General features: G+C 47.0%; 19 protein-coding genes and 4 pseudogenes. 11 read left to right on the top strand and 12 right to left on the bottom strand.

Annotated features, from left to right (window positions below):
• Positions 1–17: 17 nt before the first annotated feature.
• The 7 genes from NBH01_RS11030 to NBH01_RS11000 form a co-directional block, all read right to left on the bottom strand.
• Positions 18–1,718 (bottom strand): fimbrillin family protein, encoded by a 1,701-nt coding sequence (locus tag NBH01_RS11030; protein WP_250700094.1) that lies wholly within the window; start codon positions 1,716–1,718, stop codon positions 18–20.
• Between the two features lie 64 nt (positions 1,719–1,782).
• Complete coding sequence (locus tag NBH01_RS11025; protein ID WP_250700093.1) at positions 1,783–3,579, bottom strand: fimbrillin family protein; 1,797 nt, start codon at positions 3,577–3,579, stop codon at positions 1,783–1,785.
• A gap of 34 nt (positions 3,580–3,613) precedes the next feature.
• Positions 3,614–4,501, bottom strand: a complete 888-nt coding sequence (locus NBH01_RS11020; RefSeq protein WP_250700092.1) for a fimbrillin family protein — start codon at positions 4,499–4,501, stop codon at positions 3,614–3,616.
• A gap of 21 nt (positions 4,502–4,522) precedes the next feature.
• Complete coding sequence (locus NBH01_RS11015) at positions 4,523–5,410, bottom strand: hypothetical protein (protein ID WP_250700091.1); 888 nt, start codon at positions 5,408–5,410, stop codon at positions 4,523–4,525.
• A 19-nt stretch (positions 5,411–5,429) separates the two neighbouring features.
• A complete protein-coding gene (locus tag NBH01_RS11010) occupies positions 5,430–6,560 on the bottom strand; it encodes a DUF3575 domain-containing protein (RefSeq protein WP_250700090.1) in 1,131 nt (376 codons plus the stop codon).
• A gap of 226 nt (positions 6,561–6,786) precedes the next feature.
• On the bottom strand, positions 6,787–7,869 hold the full coding sequence (locus tag NBH01_RS11005) for a helix-turn-helix domain-containing protein (protein ID WP_250700116.1): 1,083 nt from the start codon (positions 7,867–7,869) through the stop codon (positions 6,787–6,789).
• Between the two features lie 480 nt (positions 7,870–8,349).
• Complete coding sequence (locus NBH01_RS11000) at positions 8,350–8,577, bottom strand: helix-turn-helix transcriptional regulator (RefSeq protein ID WP_025867321.1); 228 nt, start codon at positions 8,575–8,577, stop codon at positions 8,350–8,352.
• 390 nt (positions 8,578–8,967) lie between these two features.
• Between NBH01_RS11000 and NBH01_RS10995 the strand changes: the two are divergent.
• The 9 genes and pseudogenes from NBH01_RS10995 to NBH01_RS10955 form a co-directional block, all read left to right on the top strand.
• Positions 8,968–9,063, top strand: a pseudogene (locus NBH01_RS10995) (DUF4134 family protein); the annotation flags it as partial.
• An 11-nt stretch (positions 9,064–9,074) separates the two neighbouring features.
• A complete protein-coding gene (locus tag NBH01_RS10990) occupies positions 9,075–9,368 on the top strand; it encodes a hypothetical protein (RefSeq protein ID WP_004310185.1) in 294 nt (97 codons plus the stop codon).
• Between the two features lie 110 nt (positions 9,369–9,478).
• Positions 9,479–10,846, top strand: a pseudogene (locus tag NBH01_RS10985) (TraG/VirB4 family ATPase); the annotation flags it as partial.
• A gap of 227 nt (positions 10,847–11,073) precedes the next feature.
• Positions 11,074–11,910 (top strand): helix-turn-helix domain-containing protein, encoded by an 837-nt coding sequence (locus NBH01_RS10980; RefSeq protein ID WP_177909364.1) that lies wholly within the window; start codon positions 11,074–11,076, stop codon positions 11,908–11,910.
• Positions 11,911–11,924: 14 nt separating this feature from the next.
• The gene (locus NBH01_RS10975; protein WP_008151864.1) at positions 11,925–13,037 is read left to right on the top strand and encodes a site-specific integrase; all 1,113 of its coding nucleotides are present in this window, start codon (positions 11,925–11,927) and stop codon (positions 13,035–13,037) included.
• A 14-nt stretch (positions 13,038–13,051) separates the two neighbouring features.
• Positions 13,052–13,456 (top strand): helix-turn-helix domain-containing protein, encoded by a 405-nt coding sequence (locus tag NBH01_RS10970; protein ID WP_008151866.1) that lies wholly within the window; start codon positions 13,052–13,054, stop codon positions 13,454–13,456.
• Positions 13,457–13,467: 11 nt separating this feature from the next.
• Positions 13,468–14,220 (top strand): hypothetical protein, encoded by a 753-nt coding sequence (locus tag NBH01_RS10965; protein WP_039848389.1) that lies wholly within the window; start codon positions 13,468–13,470, stop codon positions 14,218–14,220.
• 364 nt (positions 14,221–14,584) lie between these two features.
• Positions 14,585–16,135 carry a mobilization protein gene (locus tag NBH01_RS10960; protein ID WP_039848334.1) on the top strand — a complete coding sequence of 517 codons (1,551 nt, stop codon included), beginning with the start codon at positions 14,585–14,587 and terminating at the stop codon, positions 16,133–16,135.
• 469 nt (positions 16,136–16,604) lie between these two features.
• Entirely contained in the window at positions 16,605–16,889 is a 285-nt protein-coding gene (locus NBH01_RS10955; RefSeq protein WP_008151875.1) for a hypothetical protein, read from the top strand.
• A gap of 48 nt (positions 16,890–16,937) precedes the next feature.
• Here NBH01_RS10955 and NBH01_RS10950 read toward each other — a convergent pair whose 3' ends face one another.
• The 5 genes and pseudogenes from NBH01_RS10950 to NBH01_RS10930 all read right to left on the bottom strand — a co-directional run bounded on the left by NBH01_RS10950 (position 16,938) and on the right by NBH01_RS10930 (position 21,323).
• Entirely contained in the window at positions 16,938–17,195 is a 258-nt protein-coding gene (locus tag NBH01_RS10950) for a hypothetical protein (protein ID WP_039848335.1), read from the bottom strand.
• A 104-nt stretch (positions 17,196–17,299) separates the two neighbouring features.
• Positions 17,300–17,581: a hypothetical protein gene (locus NBH01_RS10945; protein WP_008151879.1), complete on the bottom strand. Its 282-nt coding sequence runs from the start codon at positions 17,579–17,581 to the stop codon at positions 17,300–17,302.
• Between the two features lie 8 nt (positions 17,582–17,589).
• On the bottom strand, positions 17,590–19,908 hold the full coding sequence (locus NBH01_RS10940) for a carboxypeptidase-like regulatory domain-containing protein (protein WP_117852450.1): 2,319 nt from the start codon (positions 19,906–19,908) through the stop codon (positions 17,590–17,592).
• A 381-nt stretch (positions 19,909–20,289) separates the two neighbouring features.
• Positions 20,290–20,580 (bottom strand): annotated as a pseudogene (locus tag NBH01_RS10935) (hypothetical protein); the annotation flags it as partial.
• Positions 20,581–20,594: 14 nt separating this feature from the next.
• Positions 20,595–21,323 carry a DUF5036 family protein gene (locus NBH01_RS10930; RefSeq protein WP_008151886.1) on the bottom strand — a complete coding sequence of 243 codons (729 nt, stop codon included), beginning with the start codon at positions 21,321–21,323 and terminating at the stop codon, positions 20,595–20,597.
• Between the two features lie 569 nt (positions 21,324–21,892).
• Between NBH01_RS10930 and NBH01_RS10925 the strand changes: the two genes are divergently transcribed.
• The gene (locus tag NBH01_RS10925; RefSeq protein WP_008151888.1) at positions 21,893–22,375 is read left to right on the top strand and encodes a hypothetical protein; all 483 of its coding nucleotides are present in this window, start codon (positions 21,893–21,895) and stop codon (positions 22,373–22,375) included.
• Between the two features lie 312 nt (positions 22,376–22,687).
• Positions 22,688–23,527, top strand: a pseudogene (locus NBH01_RS10920) (TraG/VirB4 family ATPase); the annotation flags it as partial.
• Between the last annotated feature and the right edge of the window lie 123 nt (positions 23,528–23,650).

Genomic DNA, 23,650 nt, shown 5'->3' with positions numbered 1-23,650 from the left:
GTTCCGCCCGCAACGGCTTACTGTTTCCTCAAGGTAGGCAATGCTCCTTTAAGTTCGTAACGCCACTCTGAGCCTGCGTTCTGCAAGGCGCGGTTCATGGCATCAACGGCGTTCTTCCAGGTAACGCCAGTGCCGTCCACCTTCGTGGCTTCGGTGCTTTTCTTATTGTAGCCGATACCTTGTTCATGATTGTTCTTCCAATAGCAGGCGGTCATCACGTTGGCGTAGTTATTTCCCAAAAAACCGCCGATATGTACATAGCCAGTGCTACTACCCGTACTGGTTACGTTGCCCGTGGCATAGCAGGCAAGGAGGCTGCTTCCTGCGTTCATTCCCACCAGACCGCCGCCAGCGATATTCTTTTTGGGGGCTATTTCTATGGTCACGTTGCCCGTGGCATAGCAAGCGGTCAGGGTGGCACTCGAATTCGTCTGACCTGCCACGCCGCCGACATCGACCGTTCCCTTCACTGTGGCCGAGGAGCTGCATCCGGTGATGGAACCGCCTATTTGAACACCCACCACACCGCCGACATACACCGTGCCGCTGACGCTGCCCGACACCGAGCAGTTTTCAATGGTGCCCCAGCCAGATCCTACCACGCCGCCAATACTGCCGCCATATATTTGATTGCTTGTTATCTGTACGCCCTCCATCACCACGTTCTTCACCGTACCAGCTCTATTGAGCCAGCCGAACAGACCCGCAAATTCGTCATTTGTCGTAAAGGTCAGCCCCGTAATGGTATGGCCGCCACCGTCGAAGGTGCCTTTGTATGAGTTGTCGTAGTCTGTGCCTATCGGTGTCCAGTCTTTGCCTGTGAGGTCAATGTCGGCGGTGAGGGTAATGTTTATGTCGGTCTTACCTCCGTTCACTAATTCGGCTACATTCAGCAGGCCGTCGGCGTTATAGACCGTGTAGCTGCCGTTGCTCTCTATGGTATAGCCCAGGTCTTTTGCCGCAGCGAGGGAGACGGTGTAGGTATATTCACCGCCCGCCTGCCAGTCGGTAGCATTCTTCATCTTATAAACGAAGGTCTTGCCGTTAGTGAAGGTGCTGGTAATGAAGGCTGTGCCAGCTGCCACACTTTGCGGGGCGACGATGGCGGTGTAGGTGTTGCTGCCCTTGTCATACGGGACGATTATATCCGGGTTGTCGCCTTCGGTGGAGAGACCCGTCAACTGCACGGATGCCAGCCCCTCGGTGTAGTCCGTCAGAACGACGGTCACTCGCGCCGTGCGGTGGGTGAAGCGGAGCGTGGGGCTACCGTAGATCACCTTCTGTCCGTCGGCTACGATGAGGTCGCTGGTCTCAAAGTCTTTCTGGGCACTTTGGTTGGCTTTTACCTTTACCGCAGGTGGGGTTGTCTCGCCAGCGGTGTAGGGCCACCACGCTGTGACGGTGATGTCGTTGTGGTTGGTCCAGTAGTACGGGTCGGTGGAGGTCAGCGTGGCGCTGGTGGGGTCGGCGGTGGAGGGCGTCACGTCGTATGCCTTCACCGTGCCGTCCATCAGGACTGCCACGCTCTGCACACCCTCCCAATTGCCATCCACAGGGGCACGGGTGCCGGCGATGACTGTCGCGGCGGGATTCAGCCCCGTGGCGGTGAAGACGATGGGTGTGCCTTCCGCCCCTTCCGACAGGAAGCCTGCTTCGTCCTGTGTGCAGGCGCCCAATAAGAGGGCGAGCGCTGCAAGTGCAAAAAATCTTGTCTTCATTATATCTGTTGTTTTATTACTCTGGTTCTTTCCGTTGCGGGCAGGACTTTTTCCGCCCGACGGTTTACTGCTTACTCAAGGTAGGCAATGCTCCTTTAAGTTCGTAACGCCACTCTGAGCCTTTGTTCTGCAAGGCGGTGTTCATGGCATCAACGGCTTTCTGCCAGGTAACACCAGTGCCGTCCACCTTCGTGGCTTCGGGGGCGATGCCTTCCTTATTGTTGCCGATGCCTTGTTCATGATTGTTCTTCCAATAGCAGGCGGTCACGGTGGCGTAGTTTCCTCCCAAAAAGCCGCCGATATATACCTTGCCAGTGCTACTACCTGTACTGGCTACGTTGCCCGTGGCATAGCAGGCAAGGAGGCTACTTCCTGCGTTCATTCCCACCAGACCGCCGCCAGCGACTCTATCTCTGTGGCCTAATTCTATGGTCACGTTGCCCGTGGCATAGCAAGCGGTCAGGGTGGCATCCGCATTCGTCTGACCTGCCACGCCGCCGACATCGCCCATCCCCTTTACTGTGGCAGAGGAACTGCATCCGGTGATGGAACCGAACCATTGAACACCCACCACACCGCCAACGTACGCCGTGCCACTGACGCTGCCCGACACCGAGCAGTTTTCAATGGTGCCATCGCTATTTCCTACCACGCCGCCGACATAGCCCGACCCGTGATTGTTTGTTATCTGTACGCCCTCCATCACCACGTTCTTCACCGTACCAGCTTTACCGAGACTGCCGAACAGACCCACAAATTGGTCATTTGTCGTAACGGTCAGCCCCTTGATGGTATGGCCGCCGCCGTCGAAGGTGCCGGTGTATGAGTTGTCGTAGTCTGTGCCTATCGGCGTCCAGCCTTTGCCTGTGAGGTCAATGTTTTTGTCGAGGGTAATGTTTATGTCGGTCTTACCTCCGTTCACTAATTCGGCTACATTCATCAGGCCGTCGGCGTTATAGACCGTGTAGGTATTGGTGTTGCTGTCGTAGATGTAGCCCAAATCCTCGGCTGCGCCGCTCTCGCCACCGCCGTCAGCCCAGTCGCCGATGGTGCAACCCTCTAACGTCAGGCCGGTTGCGTTCACCTTGACGGTGTAGGTATAGCGGTTGCCCGCTTCTAATACAACGTTGTTCTGCGGACGGAAGTAGAAGGTGCCGCTGCCGAGTTCCACCTTGACGAACGGCTTGCCTGCCGCAACGGTCTGCGGGGCGGTCAGTGCCTCGTAGGTGTTGCCGCTTGCGTTGTAGGTCTTGATGGCGGTCGGGTTGCCGTTATCGGCGGACAGGCTCACGAGGCTCACCGTGGCACCAGCGACGCTCGTGAATCCCGTGCCGGGCTTCAGTTCGATTGTCACGCGTGCCGTGCGGTGGGTAAATTCAAGAGTCGGGTTGTTAAATTCCACCTTCCGGTTCTCAGCAGAGATGAAATCGCTGTTTTGGAAGTCAGCCAGTTTACTCTGGTCTTCTGCCACCTTCACGGCAGGCATCTGTGTGATGTCAGCATTGTCGAAGGGCCACCATGCCGATACGGTAATCGGGTCGCGGCTGGTCCAGTAGTGCGGGTCGTTCTCACGTGAAAGCGTGGCACTCTTGAAATCGGTAGAAGCCGTTACGGTGTATTCCTTTACCGCTTCGCCAATCTTGAGTGCCACGGAAGTGACGCCCTGCCAGTCGCCGTCCACGGAGGCACGGGTTGATGGGGCTGCCTGCGGCGTTGCCTCCACGGACAGTCCTGTGGCACGGATAACTACGGGGTATTCACATTCGGGCAGACGGTTATCGCCAGCAAGTTCGTCCTGCGTGCAGGCGGCGAGGGCGAACAGCAGTGCGGTGGCTGCGGGGATAAATAATCTATGTCTCATAAGTCTTTATTCTAATCGATTAATTATTAACATCCTACAGGTCAGCACCCACATCTCCACCGTCTATATCGTTCCACTTTGCAATGGTGGCTTCGCTGACTTCAAGGACTTTGTTGCGTACCTTGACGGTATAGGTATAGTTGTTGCCCGCCAGCAGTGCGCCATCGGGCATGGTGAGTGTGGCATGATATTCCTGACCTTTGTAATTCACAACCAACGGCAGGGATGCAACTGTCTGCGGGAAGAGGATGATCGATGACGTGAGATTGCCGTCTGCCAGATTCATGGTCAGTTCTCCGGTCTGTAGTCCGTTGTCTGCGGTGGCAATACCGTCGGCCGTGTTGAACGTACCAGTGAGTAACAATCCGTCCAGCGTGTAACGTTCAGGCTTGACCACGCTGAAATTCACGCCGTCGCCCGCCTCGAAGGTAAGGGTTATCTGGCTCATGCGGTGGTGGAAGGAGTTGTCTTCACCGCCTTTGGCGGTTTTGTCGGTGAAGCTTACTACCGGGTTGTTTTTGTCTCCCGTGGCTCCTGAAGCAAAGAGGAAGTCGATGGCAGGCTGGTTCTGCTGCGCCGTGGCATCGGTCGTGGCTGTGAGGATGCCTCCCGCCGCGTTGTACGGATAGTAGGCGCGGAAAGTATGGGTCTTTGTATCTTCGATATAGATAACCTTTCCTTCTGCCTCAAATTTCCCGTTTTTCAAGATGAAAGGCACGTTGCCGTACTGGGAATCGTTGCCGATGTCGGTGATGCCGATACGGTCGCCGGCAGTCCAGGTGGTTCCGCTGGCGCGGGTGGCGGGGGCGATGTTGGCGGTAAACTGGGCGGCCACGGGGTCACCGTTCAGGTTCTCGTTGTCGTTGTTGCAGGCTACCAGTGCGAGGGCGAGCGCTGCAAGTGTAAAAAATCTTGTCTTCATTATATATGTCATTTTATTATTTTACAAATCGGCATTTACATCATCACCTTTCACTTCTTCCCAGCCGTTGATTTCGGCTCCGTCCACTTCCATGCCTTCGGGAGTCTCAACCAGCGTTCCGCCGAGGGTCAGCGATTTGCCCTTTCTTGTGTTGAACTCCTTGAGAGCTTCTGTGAGGTCGCTTTTCAGCGTGGTGGGGGTCGGGTTGCCGTCAGCATAGCGGATTTCACCCATCAGCAGTTGTTCCGTGCCGGTCACACCCAGCAGCCGCACCGTGGCTTTCCACTTGCCGGCATCGTCACCTTCGGTTATCTTGGTGAAAAGCAGCACGACGTTCGAAGCGGCTCCGTAGGTATCGGTAGCGAAATCGAGTGTTCTGGCTGCACCCGTCAGATGGGCAACAATCTCCGTGATGCGTCCGGCGGCATCACCCGTCGGTTTGACGACAAGTGTCAGTTCGCGTACCTGCTGCTTCATTGCAGCGGTCAGCGGATAGTCCTTGTCTTTCTCGATGCTCACCTGTTTCGTATAGGTGAAGAACCATCCCGGGGCATTGTTTACAAAGGCATCCGTGCCTGCCCGGTTTCCCGTGGCTGCGGCAATGGTGGCGGTGGTACCATTTACCGTGATTCCTTCAGCCGGATTCCACACCGCAAGGGTGTAGATGCCCGGAGCAAACAGATGGTCGGGGGCATGAGTGGCGGAAGTCTCCGTACCCGCATAGTCGCCCATAGTGACCGTCCACGTGGCAGGTATGTCGATACCTTCACCGCGGGCCGACCAGTCGGCTGTCACCGCAATCTTCCCATAGTCGGGATGCGGCGTGTCATAAAGCGTGTCCTTCACGCAGGAAGAGAGCAGCACGGTGGCTGCCATTCCTATCATATTTATATATTGTCTTGCTTTCATATTCTATTCCTCCCCCTATTTAGAAAAGTTTCCATACCAATGTCACACCGGCATTGATGGGACCATACCAATCTTTTGTCTCGTTGCCGCGGCGCACGCGCACACCGTCGATGACTTCATATTTTTCGAAATCGACATTCAGGTAGCCCAAACCGAGGTTGAAATCAAGATCTAATGCCTTGTTCAGTCGCAGCTGATAGCCGGCGGTGATGCCGCCACCCATCAGGTCGCCCTGCTTGCCTGTTTCGGAGAGCTTGTAGTTGAACTGTCCGGCCTTGAACATCGCCCCCAGATACCAGGCTTTCTTCTCACCCATGTAATAACGTATTTCCGGAGCCACTTCCCAGAGTGCATAGCGGCGGTCCTTGTCGCTCCACGTCCAAGAAGTCCATGAGCCGTTTACGGCAATGCCACACGACGGACAGATGCGCCATTCAAGTCCTAAATCGGGTGTCAGGGTAGCCCAGCGCAATAGGTTGGCACGCAGGGAGAGATGATAATCATTTGTGATTTTAGTTTCCGACGGCGTGCCGGCAAGTGTATTTTGTAGAGCAGCTTTTTCGGCTTCTGCCTTTTGCCTTTCCCTTCGGCCGGCGACCGTTGGTTCAGCGGCAAGTCGGGCTTCTTCCGCCTTGCGCTGCTCTTCGGCAAGCCGTTCCTGCTCGGCACGCTTCTCGGTTTCTAAGCGTTCGGCTTCCGCCTTGCGTCGCGCTTCCGCTTCCGCATCCGTCACGGCTGTTTCCTTTGCAGGTACCGTTAGGCGCACGATTACAAAATCACCCCCTGTCGCATGATTGTGGGTAATGAAGTTTTCTTCCTTGATTTTCGCGCGTGTAATCAGTTCTGATTTTACTCGATTGGCACGAATCTTCGCCGTTGCAAGGTTCTCGGCTTCACCGCCCAGCGAATTGCAGTAGCCGTCAACCAGTAGCGGCAACTTGCCGTTAAAAATTGTTGCTTTACTGTTTTCGATACATTCCAACAGGCGGGCAAGTTCAGTGTCATTGCCATTCCAAGGAACGTAGAACATGTCCTTCTGCGGAACGAAGCGGAAGGTGTAGGTTGTGTCTGTTTTCTGCTGCGCAATGACAGGAAAAGTTACCGTCATCAGCCACAGAAACAAGGTAAGAAAAGTGATTTTTCTGATCATATAAACTTGCATTTATTATCTTTGTCCTCTCCAAAGATAATAAATGTCATTCTATGCCCAAAAGATTAGAAAAACTTTTGCTGTAAAATTTTATAAATAATGTCGTTTGAGCATCTTTTTGTCGAATTAGCACTTTTTGAATTGTCGAATTAGCACTTTTTTGTCGTTTGAGCACTTTTTGGAAATGGGTTTCTGTGACCTTTTCCGATGTTTTTTACTACACAAATTATTCCCGATTTGATTTTTTCCATTTGGCAGGCGTACATCCTTCTTTCTCGGAAAATAATTTGATAAAGTTACTTTGGGAAAGAAAACCAGAAGACTCAGCCAGCTTCTGTATATTGATTTCTGGATGCTCCTTCAGTATGTTTTTCGCATACTCCAACCGGAGACTGGTTATCCATTCGCGGAATGTCATTTTATACGTAGTCTTGATATAAGCGGAAAGATAGGTACGGTTCGTATAAAGTATTTCGGACAGTTCTTTTATGGTAAGTCCCTGCTGGACATAGCCGTCTGTCTTTATCCAGTTGTCAACCCTCTCTATAAATTCTGTATAGGACCTAGGAACTTCTTTCTCAGAAACTATTTCATGTTCAGTTTCCGAATTTGTCAGAAGTTCTTCTTCAGATTGTATATCCTGCTCAAACGCATTTTCTACCTGTTCATAGAACAGCAGGTAGTTCTGATAGCTGTAGAAAAGATAGCTGTAGAACGGTATTGACGACAAAATCCAGATAAAAACATATTCGTCTGGCAGAAATGTCAGCAATCCGCATCCGACACCGAAGATAAGTGCCCAATAAGTGAATATGGAAAGCCATTCGATATATGCGCCTATATCATCCGCCTGAGTTTCATTGAAAATCTGAATGGCTCTACGATATGCAATTATTACTCTGCGAGCTAAAACGACTCCAAAAACGACTAACCAGGCAGCTAAAGCAAATAAAGAGAATTTTTGCAAGATTCCGCTTGGCAACAGGAACAACACAACTCCGGAAAGAGTTGAAAATATTATCCATAAAATGATATGTGTCCACACACGCCGTTTGGTAATGTAAAAACGATCAAGCAACATTATCAATGCCGAACTGAACAGAGAATAGCACAGAAAGTATGTGGACATGTTCATCAATATGGCAGAATCCGCATTTTTGAATCGGATACCAAAGAAGAAATGTACCGAATAGTTTGCTGAAAGCAGCAACATAGCTATACCCATAACCTGTCGGGAGCGGAGATAATTCTTGAAAATTTTCTTTTCAGGAGTCTTTGCAAACAAAAAATAAAAGCCGAAGAATAACATTAACGGCAGTGCGGTACAAAGTGAAAAACTGTATATAGATGGTTCCATTGTTATGCTTATTTAGTTTTGATACAAATTTTGATAAATTTCCGAATTATAAGCCAGTTGGGATAAAAAACAGAAATATCTCCGAGTGCTCGCTGCTTGAGTTAAAATGTCAAGACCGACTCACCTAAGATCTTGCATCAACGTGCTCTAAGTCACAAATTACATTAATTTTGGGAAGAAATCATTAGGTCGTTGCTCCTTCTCTCCATGAACGAATTCATACCATAAATTCAGTATATCTTGCGCTTTATTTGCATATGGTATATTTACTTTTGAGTCTTTCAATTGTAAATAATGAGTCACCAATGCAAACTTGCTCGATAAATGGTATAAGGTTACCATTTTTATCAAGCGACTCTTTGCCAAATATTTATACCTTATCTGCACGTTTCTTATTAAAATCAAATAATGTGAATGAAGTATTTTTTTTCATTACAATTCTTTATAAGGATTATGTTCAGGAACCCTAATGAGTTCTTTTATATCAACTTCCAGACATTGAGCTATCTGTATTAATGCTTCTAAAGGTGGTTGACAAGCATTGGTACACCATTTGGAAATGGTTGCTTGGTCTCTACCAAGTTTCTCTGCAAGCCATTTGTTCGTTTTCCCCTTTTCTGCAAGCATAACTTTTATACGATTAAGATTTTTCTCAGCCATTGCGTATATTATTATTGTTTTCGGTTGCAAAGATACTCATTCTTCTCCAAATATCGTTTGTTAAATCCGAAAATCATTATAAAAAGCGGAAAATAATTTGTCTAATTAGAAATTCCGTTGTTTTTTGCATGATTTACAGTGACTCTTTCCCTCGATATTATGCATATCAGTATATTCTGTTAAAAGGAAAACAGATGTGCCTACTTATAATTTTTGGAGTTGATTTATGAATACCAAAATCGGAAAATTGCCGTTGTTTTCAGTGTTAATTTTTGTTTTCTCATGCTTTCATTTTGGGGTTTCTTGATTTTGTTGTTTCCATTTTGTTTCTTTCTCCATTTCGCTTACACGATATATATTGAATATCAGCACATTACAAACAATCAGTAAGATTTCAAGAAGAAGATCATGATGGTAGTTGGGGCGTGCCTTTTCTTGATTGCGGCAGCCCAAGCATTACCTCTGTTCTTCGGAATTAACGCATAAACAGTCAAGAAATGATTAATGACGGACGTTATCCGGATTATCCGCTGTTCAAGGGGTTACAACGGCCTTTGGAGCTGATGGGATTACAAGGCCGCTACATCTATTGGGCGGCAGGCGTGGCTGGTGGAGCCATTGTGGGCTTTATCGCCGCCTACTGTCTTATGGGCTTTGTGGCCGGACTGGTCGTATTGGCAACTGTCTTATCTGCGGGAATCGTGCTTATCATCCTCAAACAGCGAAAAGGGCTGCACAGCAAAAATGTAAAACGTGGAGTGTATGTGTATGCCTATTCGCACAAAGTATGACTATAAGAAAAACCATCACGGCAATGTGTGTGGCTGATTGATTGTTGAACGCGGGCGGGTCCGCCTCCAGCCGAGGCAGACCTGCCCCTATTTAATGAACGAATATCGGAATGACCCTATATATCATTTTATTTTTCATCGCCCTATGTACGGGTATGGCCTTGTCAGTCTATACGTTCGGTACGGGCGGCAAGCGCAAGCACATCTTTCAGAATATCTATTTCTCTGTGGAAGATACAGATGGTGTGGGTGTGCTGTACACCAAGACGGGTGAATATTCCGCCGTCTTGAAAATCGAAAATCCGGTACAGAAGTATTCGGCGGACATTGACAGCTATTACGATTTCACGCATCTATTCTCTGCCCTTGCGCAAACACTGGGCGAAGGATATGCCTTACACAAACAGGACATCTTCGTGAGAAAACAGTTCGCGAACGAGCCGGAGCATAATCAAGAATTTCTCTCAGCATCGTACTTCCGTTATTTTAATGGGCGTCCGTACACGGACAGCCTTTGCTATCTGACTATCACACAGGAAGCCAAGAAGAGCCGTCTTTTCTCTTACGATAGCAAGAAATGGCGCGATTTCCTCGTGAAGATTTATAAGGTTCGAGACCTACTACGCGACAGCGGTGTACAAGTGAAATTCCTGAACAAAGCCGAGGCAAGCGAATATGTGGACCGTTACTTTGCGATGAACTTCAAAGACCGTACGGTCTCGATGACGAATGTCAAGGCTGACGACGAAACGGTATCTATGGGTGATAAACGCTGTAAGGTGTACAGCCTCGTGGACGTGGACTGCGCCGCACTCCCCTCGCTGATACGTCCCTATACCAATATCGAGGTGAATAATACCGAGATGCCAGTGGATCTTGTCTCGGTGGTGGATAATATTCCGAACGCAGAAACGGTGGTGTACAACCAAATTATTTTCCTGCCCAGTCAGAAGCGTGAACTGGCATTACTCGACAAAAAGAAGAACCGGCACGCAAGCATCCCCAATCCGAGTAACCAAATGGCCGTAGAGGACATCAAGCAGGTACAGGACGTAATAGCCCGTGAAAGCAAACTGCTCGTGTACACGCACTTCAACATGGTGGTGGGCGTGCCTGCCGACACCGACCTTCAAAAATGCACGAATCACTTGGAAAACGCTTTTGGGCGCATGGGCATACATATCAGTAAGCGTGCATACAACCAACTGGAACTGTTCGTCAGTTCATTTCCGGGCAACTGTTACAGCCTGAACGAGGAATATGACCGTTTTCTGACCCTCTCCGACGCTGCGGTATGCCTGATGTACAAGGAACGGGTGCAGCATAGTGAGGAAACGCCGATAAAAATTTATTATACTGACCGTCAAGGTGTTCCGGTAGCTATCGACATCACGGGAAAAGAGGGAAAGAACAAGCTGACCGACAACTCGAATTTTTTCTGCCTGGGGCCTTCGGGCAGCGGAAAGAGTTTCCACATGGAGTTTCGGAGGGCAAAACGGCGACAAATGGCTGCAAAAATCGGCGTTATAATACCTTGATTTTCAGCTAATAGATTTTAACAAACGAGATTTTCGCCTGTTGGCGATTCGTCCTTTTCGGAGTATTTTTGTACCGCGATTGTACCACGCGAGAGGGGTCACACGGCACGACTTCCTTTCAGCAACGTGCAACAGCTTTCAAGAGCGTGCAACAAATTTCTTCGATAATGGACCGTCAAATTAAACACAATTTAACAGGTCAGCCCGGATATGACCGGGGCATGACCGACAAGCCTTTCCTCACCATCGGGGAAGTGGCGGACATCCTGCAAGTGAGCAGCCGGACAGTGTATAACCTCATTTACAAAGGAACTCTCCGGGCTTGCAGACTGACATACCACATCACAATCATCACCAGGGAGGATTTCTTTCTGATGATTAGAGAGACAACCTACTGCAAGCGGAGTGCTTCAATCTTCGCCAAGCAGGGTAAAAAGACAAAGAAGAAGATGAACGAAGATACACCGAACACTGAAAAAGACCTTTCCCAAAAGGAGGGAAAGAAGAAAGCGAAGGGCAGCCCGAAACGGCAGCTCATTCCGGCGGCTAACTACAAGCAGTCCGTGCGCGACACGTTCACGGAAAAAGAGAGTGCCGGAGGCGACCTTTATACGATGGCTGAGATATGCCGGAAATTCAATTATACCTACGGGCGATTTTACAATCTCCGTATGCGCTACTCGATACCCTGTGTCAAAGCCAATGCCACAAAGTGCTTCCCGAAAGCGGAGGTTGACAAGGCTATGGCTCAGGAAGCGGAACGGCTGGGAAGCAACCTATCGGAGCACTGGTATTCCTGTTTCGACATCATGCGCCTGTTCGGGCTGGGAAAAACCCAAGTCCGCAGGTTCGCGCTCACCCACGGGGTAAGGACGAAACGCATCCACGGCAACCGCCTCTACTACCTCAAAGCCGACTGGGACGAGGCACGGAAGGTGTCGGAGCGAAAGAGCGCAAGCACCAAAGCCAAGAGAGAGCCGGACAATGAATCAGACAACAATTAAAAATCACAACCGATATGACAAACATCTGCACGAAAGTGACGGTCAGGAAACGACCCATCAAGAACGGACAGGTATCACTTTACCTTGACTATTACCCGGCAGTGCGGCATCCCAAGACTGGCAAGCCGACAAGACGGGAGTATCTCGGCATATACATCTATGCCGACCCTAAAGACAAATTCGAGACAGAGTTCAACAAGACCATGCTCCGCAATGCCGAGCTTATCAAGTGTCGCAGAACCGAAGCCATCATCAACGAGGAGTACGGCTTCCTCGACCGCAACCGTGGCAAGGAGAGCTTCCTTGAATACTTCCGCTCAAAGATGGCTGACGACGACAATTTCAGGAACTGGAACACCGCCTACAAGCATTTTGAAAAGTATTGCTGCGGAAGCTGCACCTTCGATGATTTGACACTGGAATACTGCCAGGGATTCCTTACCTACCTGCTGTCGCTCACCACTCAGACAAAGGGCAAGATGATGGCTTCGACCGCCAACAACAACCTTAACAAGCTGAAATGCGTTCTCCGCATCGCCTACGAGGAAAGACGCATCAAGGAGAATATCGCCCCACGGCTGAAACACGCGAAGGAGGACAGCACAAGGCGCGAGTTCCTGACGCTTGAAGAGGTGAGGATGCTTGCCGAGACCCCTTGCGAGAAGCCTGTCATAAGGAGTGCCGCGCTGTTCTCCTGCCTTACGGGGCTGCGCATCAGCGACATCATCCGTCTGCAATGGGAGAACATCATAAGAGGAGCTGACGGCGGCTGGTGCATGCACATCGTCACCAAGAAGACACGGACGGAAGCAGTGCTGCCGCTGTCGGATGAAGCACTCGCGCTGTGCGGTGAGCGCGGCGAGGGTCAGGTGTTCAAGGGGCTGACAAAGACAATCCTTCCCCTCTATCTCAAAGACTGGATAAAGTCTGCCGGGATAAGGAAGCACATCACGTTCCACGGGTTCAGGCACACCTACGCGACCCTGCAACTCGCCGCCGGGACTGACCTCTATACCATTTCAAAGATGCTTACGCACAGCAACGTGGGAACGACACAGGTTTATGTCGATGTCGTGAGCGACCTGAAGCGCAAGGCATCCGAACAGATTACACTCAAACAGCAATAAACACACAACAGTATATGAACAACATAACATTTGAACAACTGCCGCAGGCGGTCTCCATGCTGATCGAAAAGGTGGGGCTGCTCACCGACAAGGTGGAGAAAGTGCTCGGCATGACACCTCAGCAGCATGGCGAGTGTCGCACCCTTCTCACCCTTAATGAAGTCGCGGCACTTCTCGGCAAATCGGCTTCCACCATCTATGCCATGACCTCCGACAAGCGCATCCCGTATCACAAAAGGGGCAACAAACTCTACTTCTTCGAGGATGAAGTCATCGCTTGGATCAAACAAGGAGGCACATCGGGAGTAGCCAACGAGAGTGATATTGAAAGACGGCTTGAAGAACTGCGCAACGGCAAGAAACGCAAGCCGGGAGCGTTGACGGACGGCAACAGCCGGATGTCCGCAGTAGCACCATAATGTCACAGACCATGAGCAACGAGATACAGAACATACACTATTGCACCATCCTTTCTGCCGGACAGTGGGATTTTCTTTTGGAAGGCAGGTTTTCCCCTCTCAGGCAAAAGTGCCTCTTCCGTCTGATGAATGGTGCTGTGCGGACAAGAACCGCCTATAAAATCAAGGGCATTGATATTGTGCTGGAGGTGGGACAGGTGGCGGCTTCCGATGTGGAGCTTGCGGAGTTTTTGGACTGCAACCGTAAGACGGTCGGCAAGCTAATCGCCAGATTCAACCGCCTCGGTATGCTGACCACCCGAACCAACAACCGCACTTCCGTTCATTCCCTGCATTTTCTCACTGGCTGGTATGTCGGAGGTGTCCTTATCACCAATCCCCATTATGTCAGACCTTCGGCTACCGCCAAAGGACAGACAGGCGATGTGCGGACACCTGTTTCCGACAGTCTGCCATCAGGGGATGAACTGGAAGCCGCAGCCGTTGACTGCCACACAAGAGGGAAGGAAACGGACAGCCAGGCGACAGGCGCGGCATCCCTTTATTCTTCTTATTCTTCCCTTCTTTTGTCAGCCAGTTCCAATCCGTCAGCCGATGTGCATGACGGCGACAGCCATAATCCGCCGTCCGATATGTTCATGGCGGACACAGCCGCAAATCGGTATATCATAGACAGTGGCGACATGGCATCCGGCGGAAACGGCGCAGGGAGCTACAGCGAGGCGCAGGACGGCACGGATGGCGGCGAGGTTACTCCGGCATAGGCTCGGCAGGTCGGGAAGCATAGGGAGCGTTTTTGAGCGGTACTCCGTTGTCGTGGGGTGACTGACTGGGCTTGTCCAGATATAGCCCACTATAACTACACGCTTCGCTTCCGTAGTTGTGGGCTCTCCCGAGGGGCTGGGCTTTGCCCCGTCCCACTTATGGCTCTGCCCTAAGAACCCGGTCGGAGGCTTTCAGTCCCCAACACCCCTGACCAAAGAGTGACCCTCTCTTTGGAAACTCCGCTCAGAGGTCTCTACCCCTGAGAACCCCGAGCAGGAAGTGACCCTCTCCCTGCACCCTCCGATTAAGGCTCCGCCCTAATGACCCTTTCCCTATTGTAAATCTGTAAACATCATCATGCCTATGGCACAGAAGACATCAATCAACATCAAGCCCTGCAACATCGGAAGCAGCGAGGCGCACAACAGGCGGACAGCGGAATACCTCGCACATATCGGCAAGGAAAAGTTCTATGTCCGCACTGACCTCATGGCGGCAAACGAGACATGGGTAGCACCTGATTTCGGCGGCACTTCGCTGTCGGAACGCTACAATCAGATAGCCGCGATGGTAAAGGAAAAGACAGGTCGGGCGATGCAGACCAAAGACCGGGAACGCGTGAACAAGAAGACCGGGAAGGTGACCGTCGTGCGCGGCAGCACTCCGCTCAAAGAGGGTGTCGTGGTAATCAAGAATGATACCACTTTGGAGCAGTTGCAGCATTTTTGTGAGGTGTGCAAGGAGCGGTGGGGAATCACGGCACTGCAAATCTTCATCCACCGTGACGAGGGGCATTACGGCACTCCCGGAGATACCGCCACATGGAAGCCCAACCTTCACGCCCATATCGTATGGGACTGGATGAACCACGACACCGGGAAATCCTGCAAACTGGACGAGAAAGCCATGAGCGATATGCAGACGCTTTTGGCTGAGTGTCTTGACATGGAGAGGGGCACCTCAAAGGAGCAGACGGGAAAGGAGCACCTTGAACGTGCTGACTTCATCATCGCCAAGCAGAAGCAGGAAGCCGAACAGGTAAAGGCGGAAAAGGAAGCAGCCGAAGCCGACAGGGATGCCGCGATCCGTGAGACGGACAATGCCAAATCCGAACATGAAAAACTCCAGATCAGGAACGAGGAGAAGCAGCGGCGCAGCGAGGAACTTGACAGCGAAATCGCCGAAAAGGAGGAACGTGCGAGAGAGGTTGACAGGGAGAATACGGACAGCATAAAGTCCGGCATCGCCAACCTTTTCGGCAAGGGCAAGTACGCAGCCATCGAGCAGGAGAACGAGAGACTGAAAGCCGAGAACGAACATATCAAAGAATCGTTCCCCGATGAAGTCAGGAAAGAGGTGGCGAAGCGGACAAAGGCACTGACCGAGGCGAAGCGGACGGTCGAACTGGAGCGAGACAGTGCTATGGCAATCGCTGACACTTATGAATCCGAGAGGGACACGGCTCTGCGGCAGCTCCGGGAGCAGAAGACCGGGGAGCAGCACCGCATTAGCATGGCGGTGAGCCGGGCAACGGCGGAGAAGGACAAGACCATAAGACAGTTGCAAGGTGCGCTGAAATCGAGCCGGGATATTCTGAATATCATCGCCGATATTCTCTACAAGGCAAGCGAGGTGTTCAGGCGAGCCATTGAAGCGATTATCCATTTCGCCACGGAACGGCACAAGTCAATCTTCTCTCCCTCCGAAGCCGCCGACATCAAGAGCGTCATGCAGAGCTACGGCGAAACCATCGAGCAGCGGAAAGCGGTCGGCACATGGCTCTGTGACTATGCGGAACACCGACAGCCCTTTGATGAAATAAAACATCGCCATACACTCAACGAGGTTGGCGATGTCGCGGAAGGTCGGTATGATTGGAAGATTGATAGAGGGCGAGGTGGAATCCTAAGATAGATTTTCACTTTTGAGGGTTGAATGTGTCAGATATTTGCTTTGCAACCCTGTTTATTGCTCCTTTTATATCATGCGAAGCTCCTGCAACCCCAAGAGAGGAATATGCGCCTTTGCATGATGCTACAGGACGCCCTGTATTATAGTCTATAAAATTGACTGTAACAATAGTCTCTTCGGGTTGCACGTTTATACAGGAAGCACAAAACGAGAAAGGAAGAAAAAGAGAGTAATTGATTGATAATGAGAAGTAATTGGCTTTGAATGTCTTTGGTTGCCGAGTGGGTGAAATGCAGTTTTTAGCGGATAAAAGCAAACATTCCGTTTCTATCCCGTTACCCATTTTAGGCGGAGCAAAACACAGCAGTTGAGTGCCTTTAAGTGGCTGACTATAACGCTGTTTGTCTTCGGTTTACATTGTTCAAATAACTCACAATGGAAGTAATTTTATCAACTTAAAAATGTGAGTGTTATGAGCAACGAATTAAAAGTGTCTTTTTACCTGAAACGGGAAAGTAGATTAGAAAAAAGTAGTGTCGGAGAAAACACTGCTTACCCGATAATTGGGAAAATCATTATCGGCAACAGTATCGCCCAGTTCAGTACCAAACTGAAAATAGAAGAACGCTTATGGCACGTCAAGTCAGGACGGGCAAGCGGAAAAAGCCATACGGCTGTCAAACTCAACCGTGAGATTAATAAAATTAATCTCACTATACACGCACCAAAGTTCGGCAGAACGAAGCAACAAAAATAGGGGAATCCCTATGGACTCCCCTAAAATAGATTTGTAAATTCATGTAAATTAACGATTTACAAAATCATCTTTTTTCATCTTCTTCTTGCGGCTTTCACGAACGATAAGATTTTTCAGGTAATCTAACGCTTTGGTTAAGTTGTAGGGCTTGCGTTTGAATACTCGTTCTTTTGACTTGTGGGCATCCCCGAACGTGAAATTGAATGCCTGCTCCAGAGCATGGGCGATATGAATATATGGAGCAGGATTTCCTTCTTCATTAAAGAACTGTCCTGAAAGTTCAAATGAAACAGCAAATTCTCCCACGCTATCAATCCCCAAGCCTTGCGACTTGGGGACGAAATATACTTTTGAGTTGTAGGGAATAACGTTTTTATTAATAAGCTGATTCGTTTGTCTAAATGTGAATTTCAGTAAGTCAATTTCAGACTCAAGAAATAAAATCGCCTTTCGCTGATAAGTTTTTTTGAGCCTATTTTTTTTTCCAACTCGCAAAGAGGTGATGTTCCCAGAAAATCAAGCTCAATACGAGTAATACTTAACATCCGAAATATTTCAGAATAGCTTTGTTTAGATTGACTAATAGTCTTTACCAACTCCATAAAGTGCGTATAAGCATCTTGCATTTCTTCATTTGTCACTTGTGAAGCATCAGACAATAGCCTGAATAACTTCAAATCTATTTTATTCATAATAGACTTTATTTGTAACTGCCTTTTATTCCATAATCCGCATCTTGATTATTAAGAGATTTGTTTCCAGAACTATGAGTTTTTCCAAAACTAAAATTCCACGTAAGAGTAGCAACGATGGTTTGTGAAGCACTACTGAAACTTTCCCGTCTGAAAGGTGCTTGATTATTTTTATTCTCTATCACAGTACGTGAAACATTCTTGAATGGATTGAACGCTCCTATACCAAAAGAGAAGTTATCGGTATTGTATTGAATGGCTAAATAATGATAATTACCACTCTTAATAACGGTTTCACCATACAGCTTCTCATCAAATGGCTGTATCTGAACGATAAACATCCATTTCTTATACATTGCCAAGACATTCGCACTATAATAGAAATTAGAGTATTCATGAGAATAATTGTTCCCTTGACTGTTGAAATGATTGTACCCACCTGTAAGCGAAAATTGCAGTATGTTTTTTATCATTCCCACCTTTAGGTTCATTTCTGCATTATACTTGTTCCAACTCTTCATATTTTCGGGTATTATCAGGAAAATATTACCTTGTTCTTTGACTGATTCCATGATGGGATTATGCTTGTAATGATGTCGTAGGTTAGCATTGAATGTAAACAAGCCTTTTTTGTGTTCGTAAAAAAGGTTATTGTTCAGATTGCTGTAAGGCTTTAATAACAAGTTTCCTCTTTCGGCAAGATAAGGGTCGAGCCTTATTTCCGTGTCAGTCAACTCAACTAAAGTCGGGTTGGTTTGGCTCATCTCCACATCGTAACGAATAAAAGAATTTTCATTTAATCTATATCCCAACATGGCTTTAGGCAAGAAGTTATAATAACTCTTATTAATTGAGATATTAGAAAAATGTACCCGATTAGCCTTTAACCCAAGAGAACAGCTGAATTTATCTTTACTGTGATTCCATTCTGAAAAAACGGAAGTTTCCATTTGATTCAAATCGGACTTAAAAACTCCATTTTGCTGAACTTCTTGTTTCGTAAACGATTGAATATGCTTTGCTCCAAATTTCAAACTGCCATAAGTAAAGCCCTTCTCGTAAATACCTTCTGCTATCAATGAATATTTATCAGATGACAAACCGAACTGCTCTTTGAAAAGAGTATTGGCATTGTCGTATTCTATATAATTACGACCTGTTTCTACTTTGGCATAACTCCCAACAATGTTGGCATAGACTTTTTGCTGATTCTTCAAACCACGCTCATAGTATAGGTCTATTGAAGGGGTATTTATTTTCTGACTAACGCCATCAAATATCTGCCCTATCTTTATGCCATTTTCTATCAAATTACTTTTGAAATCATTATGCGGATGATTTGTCAAAGCATACTTCAACTTTGCATTGAAGAATACCGAATCACTTTGTTGATAGTTATATCCGAAAGTAACATCATGCATCTGATATGAATAATCTCCACCATCTCCGATTTCATCTCTCTGTATCGGAGTTGAGTTTTCAAACTGATAGCTTCCGGTACGTGTCCGATTATTGCTATTGAATTTCTGAAAAGCGGTTGTGTAATTTAATGTATATTCCGACTTCCCTTTGTTAAACTTGGCGAAAAGCACATCGCCGCCCGCAAGAATATTCAAAGAGTTCATCAAGTCCACTCCGATAACACCACCCTTATCGTCCCTTATAACAATAAAATTAACGATTTTAGATGCTGCTCCATATCTTATTCCTGCGTAATCCAAATATTCAACCCGCCTAATTTGACATGGTTGCAAAGTCTGAATCTCTTCTGAAGTAACATTTACTCCATTGATTTGCAACATGACTTTCCCGCCATCGAAGGATGAAATCGTATTCGTCATTGGGTTAATGTTCAATCCTGGAAGCATCATAGTATTCAATAGTTGCATTCCGTTTGCCGAATGGTTAAGTTGTAGTTTTGTCGGAAAAACTATTCGCTGATTTATTTTATTGATTGTGGATGAAGCTGAAATAACAATCTCACCAAGCGACAATACACTTTCATTTAATAACACGTCTATTTCTGCCGATTCTGAAAGGTTTTGTAACAAGATTTTTTTAGCTTCAAAGCCCATACAAGATACCGACAATACGTAATCATCGGAAGTGAGGTTTGTAAATACAAATCTTCCAATTGAATCAGCTGTCGTTCCGTTTAGGAATACGGAATCCTGCTTGAATAGAACAACACTGGCGTATTCAACAGATTCTTTTGTGTTTTGATTAAGTACTCTTCCTGAAATGCTATTCGATTGTCCCGAAGCATTCAAACTTAGAAATAGGAAAAATACAGTAAGATATAATAAATGCTTTTTATTTAAGTCCATACTTGTTTTCTTATAAATGAATATAGACACAGATATAGCATCTGCATCAAAATCCTGATTAATAAATAATAATAGAAAATCCGCCCTCAGAAGATTTGAGGGCTATAAGAAAACTGAGAAAACCTTTCTCAGTAGACTATGCACGGATTCTAAAGGTACGTGCTAATGCACAGCGTATGCTTGACATGATTTGTTTATACTAAATTTTATGCAAAGATAGGCTTTTTTCTGAAAAGTAATATCTTTGTATTGAGTTTTTTTGAAACAATGGAAAAAGAAAGCAGACCGAAGTCTTTCGTTCGTCTCTAAATCGTTACCCATTGTTTATTCTCCTTTCTTAAAGCCCTGATATTCAGCGGACAAAAATCCAATTTTGTACTTCACGTTTACGCCATACTTGACTAACAAAAGTTTTTCCTGTTGTGACGGTGTCAACTCGTAGATTCTGGCATCACTTACAAGTTTTAAGTGTGAGTTCTCCACAGCATCAAAAAGCTGAATCTCGTACTCCATCAACTCTGCCGGAATATGATAGGTGTCGTTATTGATTATAGATGCATACTCATATCGTGACAGGTTGACATTCGTTGAAACTGTAGACTTCGATGTAGTGCAAGCCGTAAACAATATTAAGGCAGCAAGTATTGAAAGAAATTTGAATCGATGGTTCATGATTCTGCATCGGATTATTCGAAGTCCAACAATACACGTGTATACACGCTCTCATAGCGGATCAAAAGTCTGACATCCGGCTGATGGCTGGTTAAATACGGATAAGTTATCACTATCTGATTTTCTTTTATCTCGAATTCGAGTTCATCAGTTAGGTTATTATATCCATCTGTGAAATAGGCATCTACATTCTTGTCAATATGGCAGCCTTTGGAGAACGTGAATGTCGCTCTTTCCTTGCCGTACCCGTCATTTTGATGGGTCCCGGAGAAATGGCTGTCCCATTCGGGAAGCTGTTTGACTTCGGGGAAACACTCAGTATAGCTGATTTTTGCTCCGGCTATATCTTTGTCCTTATCGTAAATCCATGAATCAACATAAACGTTGTAGTAGTTGGTGTTGATAGGAAGTGCCCGGTCTCCGGCAACTGTCTGAACCTTGTTGGCAAGAACAATCTGGTAGAAATTGCCGGGCGTAACCGCAATCTCCTGGGCAAGCTGCGATAGATTTGGGTTCTGATTGAAACCTCCTTTTCTACCGAGGTCTGCAATTCCACAATCATACGATGTGAAGTTATTGGAAGCATTGATGAAAACATCAGAGCCGCCAATGGTTGTTTCGCTATCTCCAATCATCATATTCAATGCGATAGCATTAGTCGGCATTTTCGGTTCATCGTCATCACTGCATGAAACAACAGCGATAGCAAGGAATGAAAATAGTGTGATTAAAAGTTTATTCATTTTTTACTTACTATATTCTCGATTGACTCTATCAAGAGGTTGATTCTATAAGAAAACGTGAGCCAACTATGCCACGTCTTAACTTGAAGGTCGTAGGAAACCATTAGGACAGATGTAACAATAGTGACCCACGCATATGCGAGGGAGTCACTATGCTAATCCTTGTCCCATTTGAAAGTGTCCTACGTTTTCAAGTTACAAGATTGAGCATAACGCTTCTTAATTTCGTATGTCTTGGATAGAGTTACCCCAATCCAAATACAATGGTAATACAAATACCTTAAAGAACCTTCGTTTACAGGTAAAAATCAGCGTTTCAAAGCTCATTTTTCCTCTTTTTGTACCGCCATTGTTCCTCAAAGCGTCCAAAAGCCTGTTTTATAATGGCAAAAGATAATTCCTTGACAACTATCTCGCGACTCTCAGCCCTTCAAGGGATTTGTATCAAAAGGATTCCCTGTCAAAGCAAAAAACACGCCATGTTTTCACATCAACGACCTTGAAGATATTTCACTAATAAGGCAATAAACGCCTTTTATTTACGTTATTATAGAAAAATATCACTGATTATGAACAAGTATCTATTGCTTTTTATTTTGCCATTTCTTTCATTTGTAATGGTAGGTTGTAACGATAACGAAGACGATGTTGTGTTTGCACCGAAGTTGGAACTTTTTGGTGGAACTTGGGAAGTCGTTGACCAAGGCAACCAGAAGGTTTTTGAAAGAGACTGCATACTTGATATAACATCTGCTCAAATTTATGAAGGTTACGGAGGTTATCAGGGATATATCACCACTTACTTTCTCACAGTTGCCGGGATTCCGAAGCATGACAGAGTTTTTACTTTCTCTATCCTTGAAGTGGAGAACAATCAGCCATTGTTAGACGTGTCATTTCAAGGCGAACTTGATAGCGATGATGTCTGGGCAGGAAATTATCCATACAAAATAATCAAATTGACTGACACTGATATGTGGTGGCAGGTTAACACTAACGGAGATAAAAGCATAATAAAATTCAGACACCGTAATGACATCCAGATTGAATAATTAAGCGTCTTTTCGCACCACATACATGCTCCATAATTTTGCGGCACAATCCACAAGATTATGGAGCATATTTTTTGTCCTTTTTTAAGTACGTTTTTGTTTTGACCTAATTCCATGCGGCTTTTTCAATATGATAAAAAAACTTGTAAAATGTTAAGGTTTGGTTAAATCTTTCATTCAAAACACACGCCTTTCCTAATCCATTCACTCCCTCAAAGCAACTTTTTCACTCCCTCTTTTCTTTTAACGGATAGTTGTACCGTTATTTTCTTATGTAGCTGATTTTCAGCGATAAAAGTCATTGAAAATCAATTCCACATGAACTCCGTCGTGCGCCAGTTGCATGAACAGGGGACGGACGTGGTAATGGTCGATACGGGTAACTCATACGAGGGGCTATGCGAGTATTTCGGCGGCAAGTATATCAGCTATACCGAGGAACGGCCCATCACGATGAATCCGTTCCGCATCAATCGGGAAGAGATGAACGTAGAAAAAACGGGATTCTTGAAAAACCTCGTCTTGCTTATCTGGAAAGGTACGCAGGGAACGGTCACAAAGACGGAAGACCGTCTGATAGAGCACGTCATCACGGAATATTACGACGCCTACTTCAATGGTTTCGAGGGCTTCACACCCCAACAGCGTGAGGACTTGCGTAAGAGCCTCGTTATTGATGACCGCAACAGCAGTGAGAAGCGGCACGAAAGCGAACGGGAACGCGCGGTCCGCATCGAGGGTATCATTGACAAGATAGAGGGCCGACGCAAGGAACTGAAAGTGGAGGAACTGTCATTCAACTCTTTCTATGAATATTCCGTGCAGCGCATCCCGGATATCTGTGAGGAGAACCGTATCACGGGCATCGACCTCTCGACATACCGCTATATGATGAAGGACTTCTATTTGGGCGGCAACCACGAAAAAACGCTGAACGAGAACATGGACAGCTCGCTGTTCGACGAGACGTTCGTGGTCTTCGAAATCGACAGCATAAAAGATGACCCGCTGCTTTTTCCTTTGGTCACGCTGATTATCATGGATGTTTTCTTGCAAAAAATGCGCATCAAGAAGAACCGCAAAGTCCTTGTCATCGAGGAAGCATGGAAAGCCATCGCCAGCCCGCTGATGGCGGAGTACATTAAATTTATGTGTGCGCCCGTAAAGGTTGCATCGTAAATATCTCTTTGGCAAGAGATTAGGAAAGTGTTCTTTGAAAATGACCTATCATCAGCCGACTTATCTGTTTCGGGAAAACTTAACCGAGCAGGGAGT

This window comes from Bacteroides sp. B1-V-101 (assembly GCF_023656585.1).
In the GTDB taxonomy this organism is placed as follows: Bacteria; Bacteroidota; Bacteroidia; order Bacteroidales; family Bacteroidaceae; genus Bacteroides; species Bacteroides thetaiotaomicron.
The sequence above is the reverse complement of the archived record's forward strand: the minus strand, read 5'-3'. Positions and strand labels throughout refer to the sequence as shown.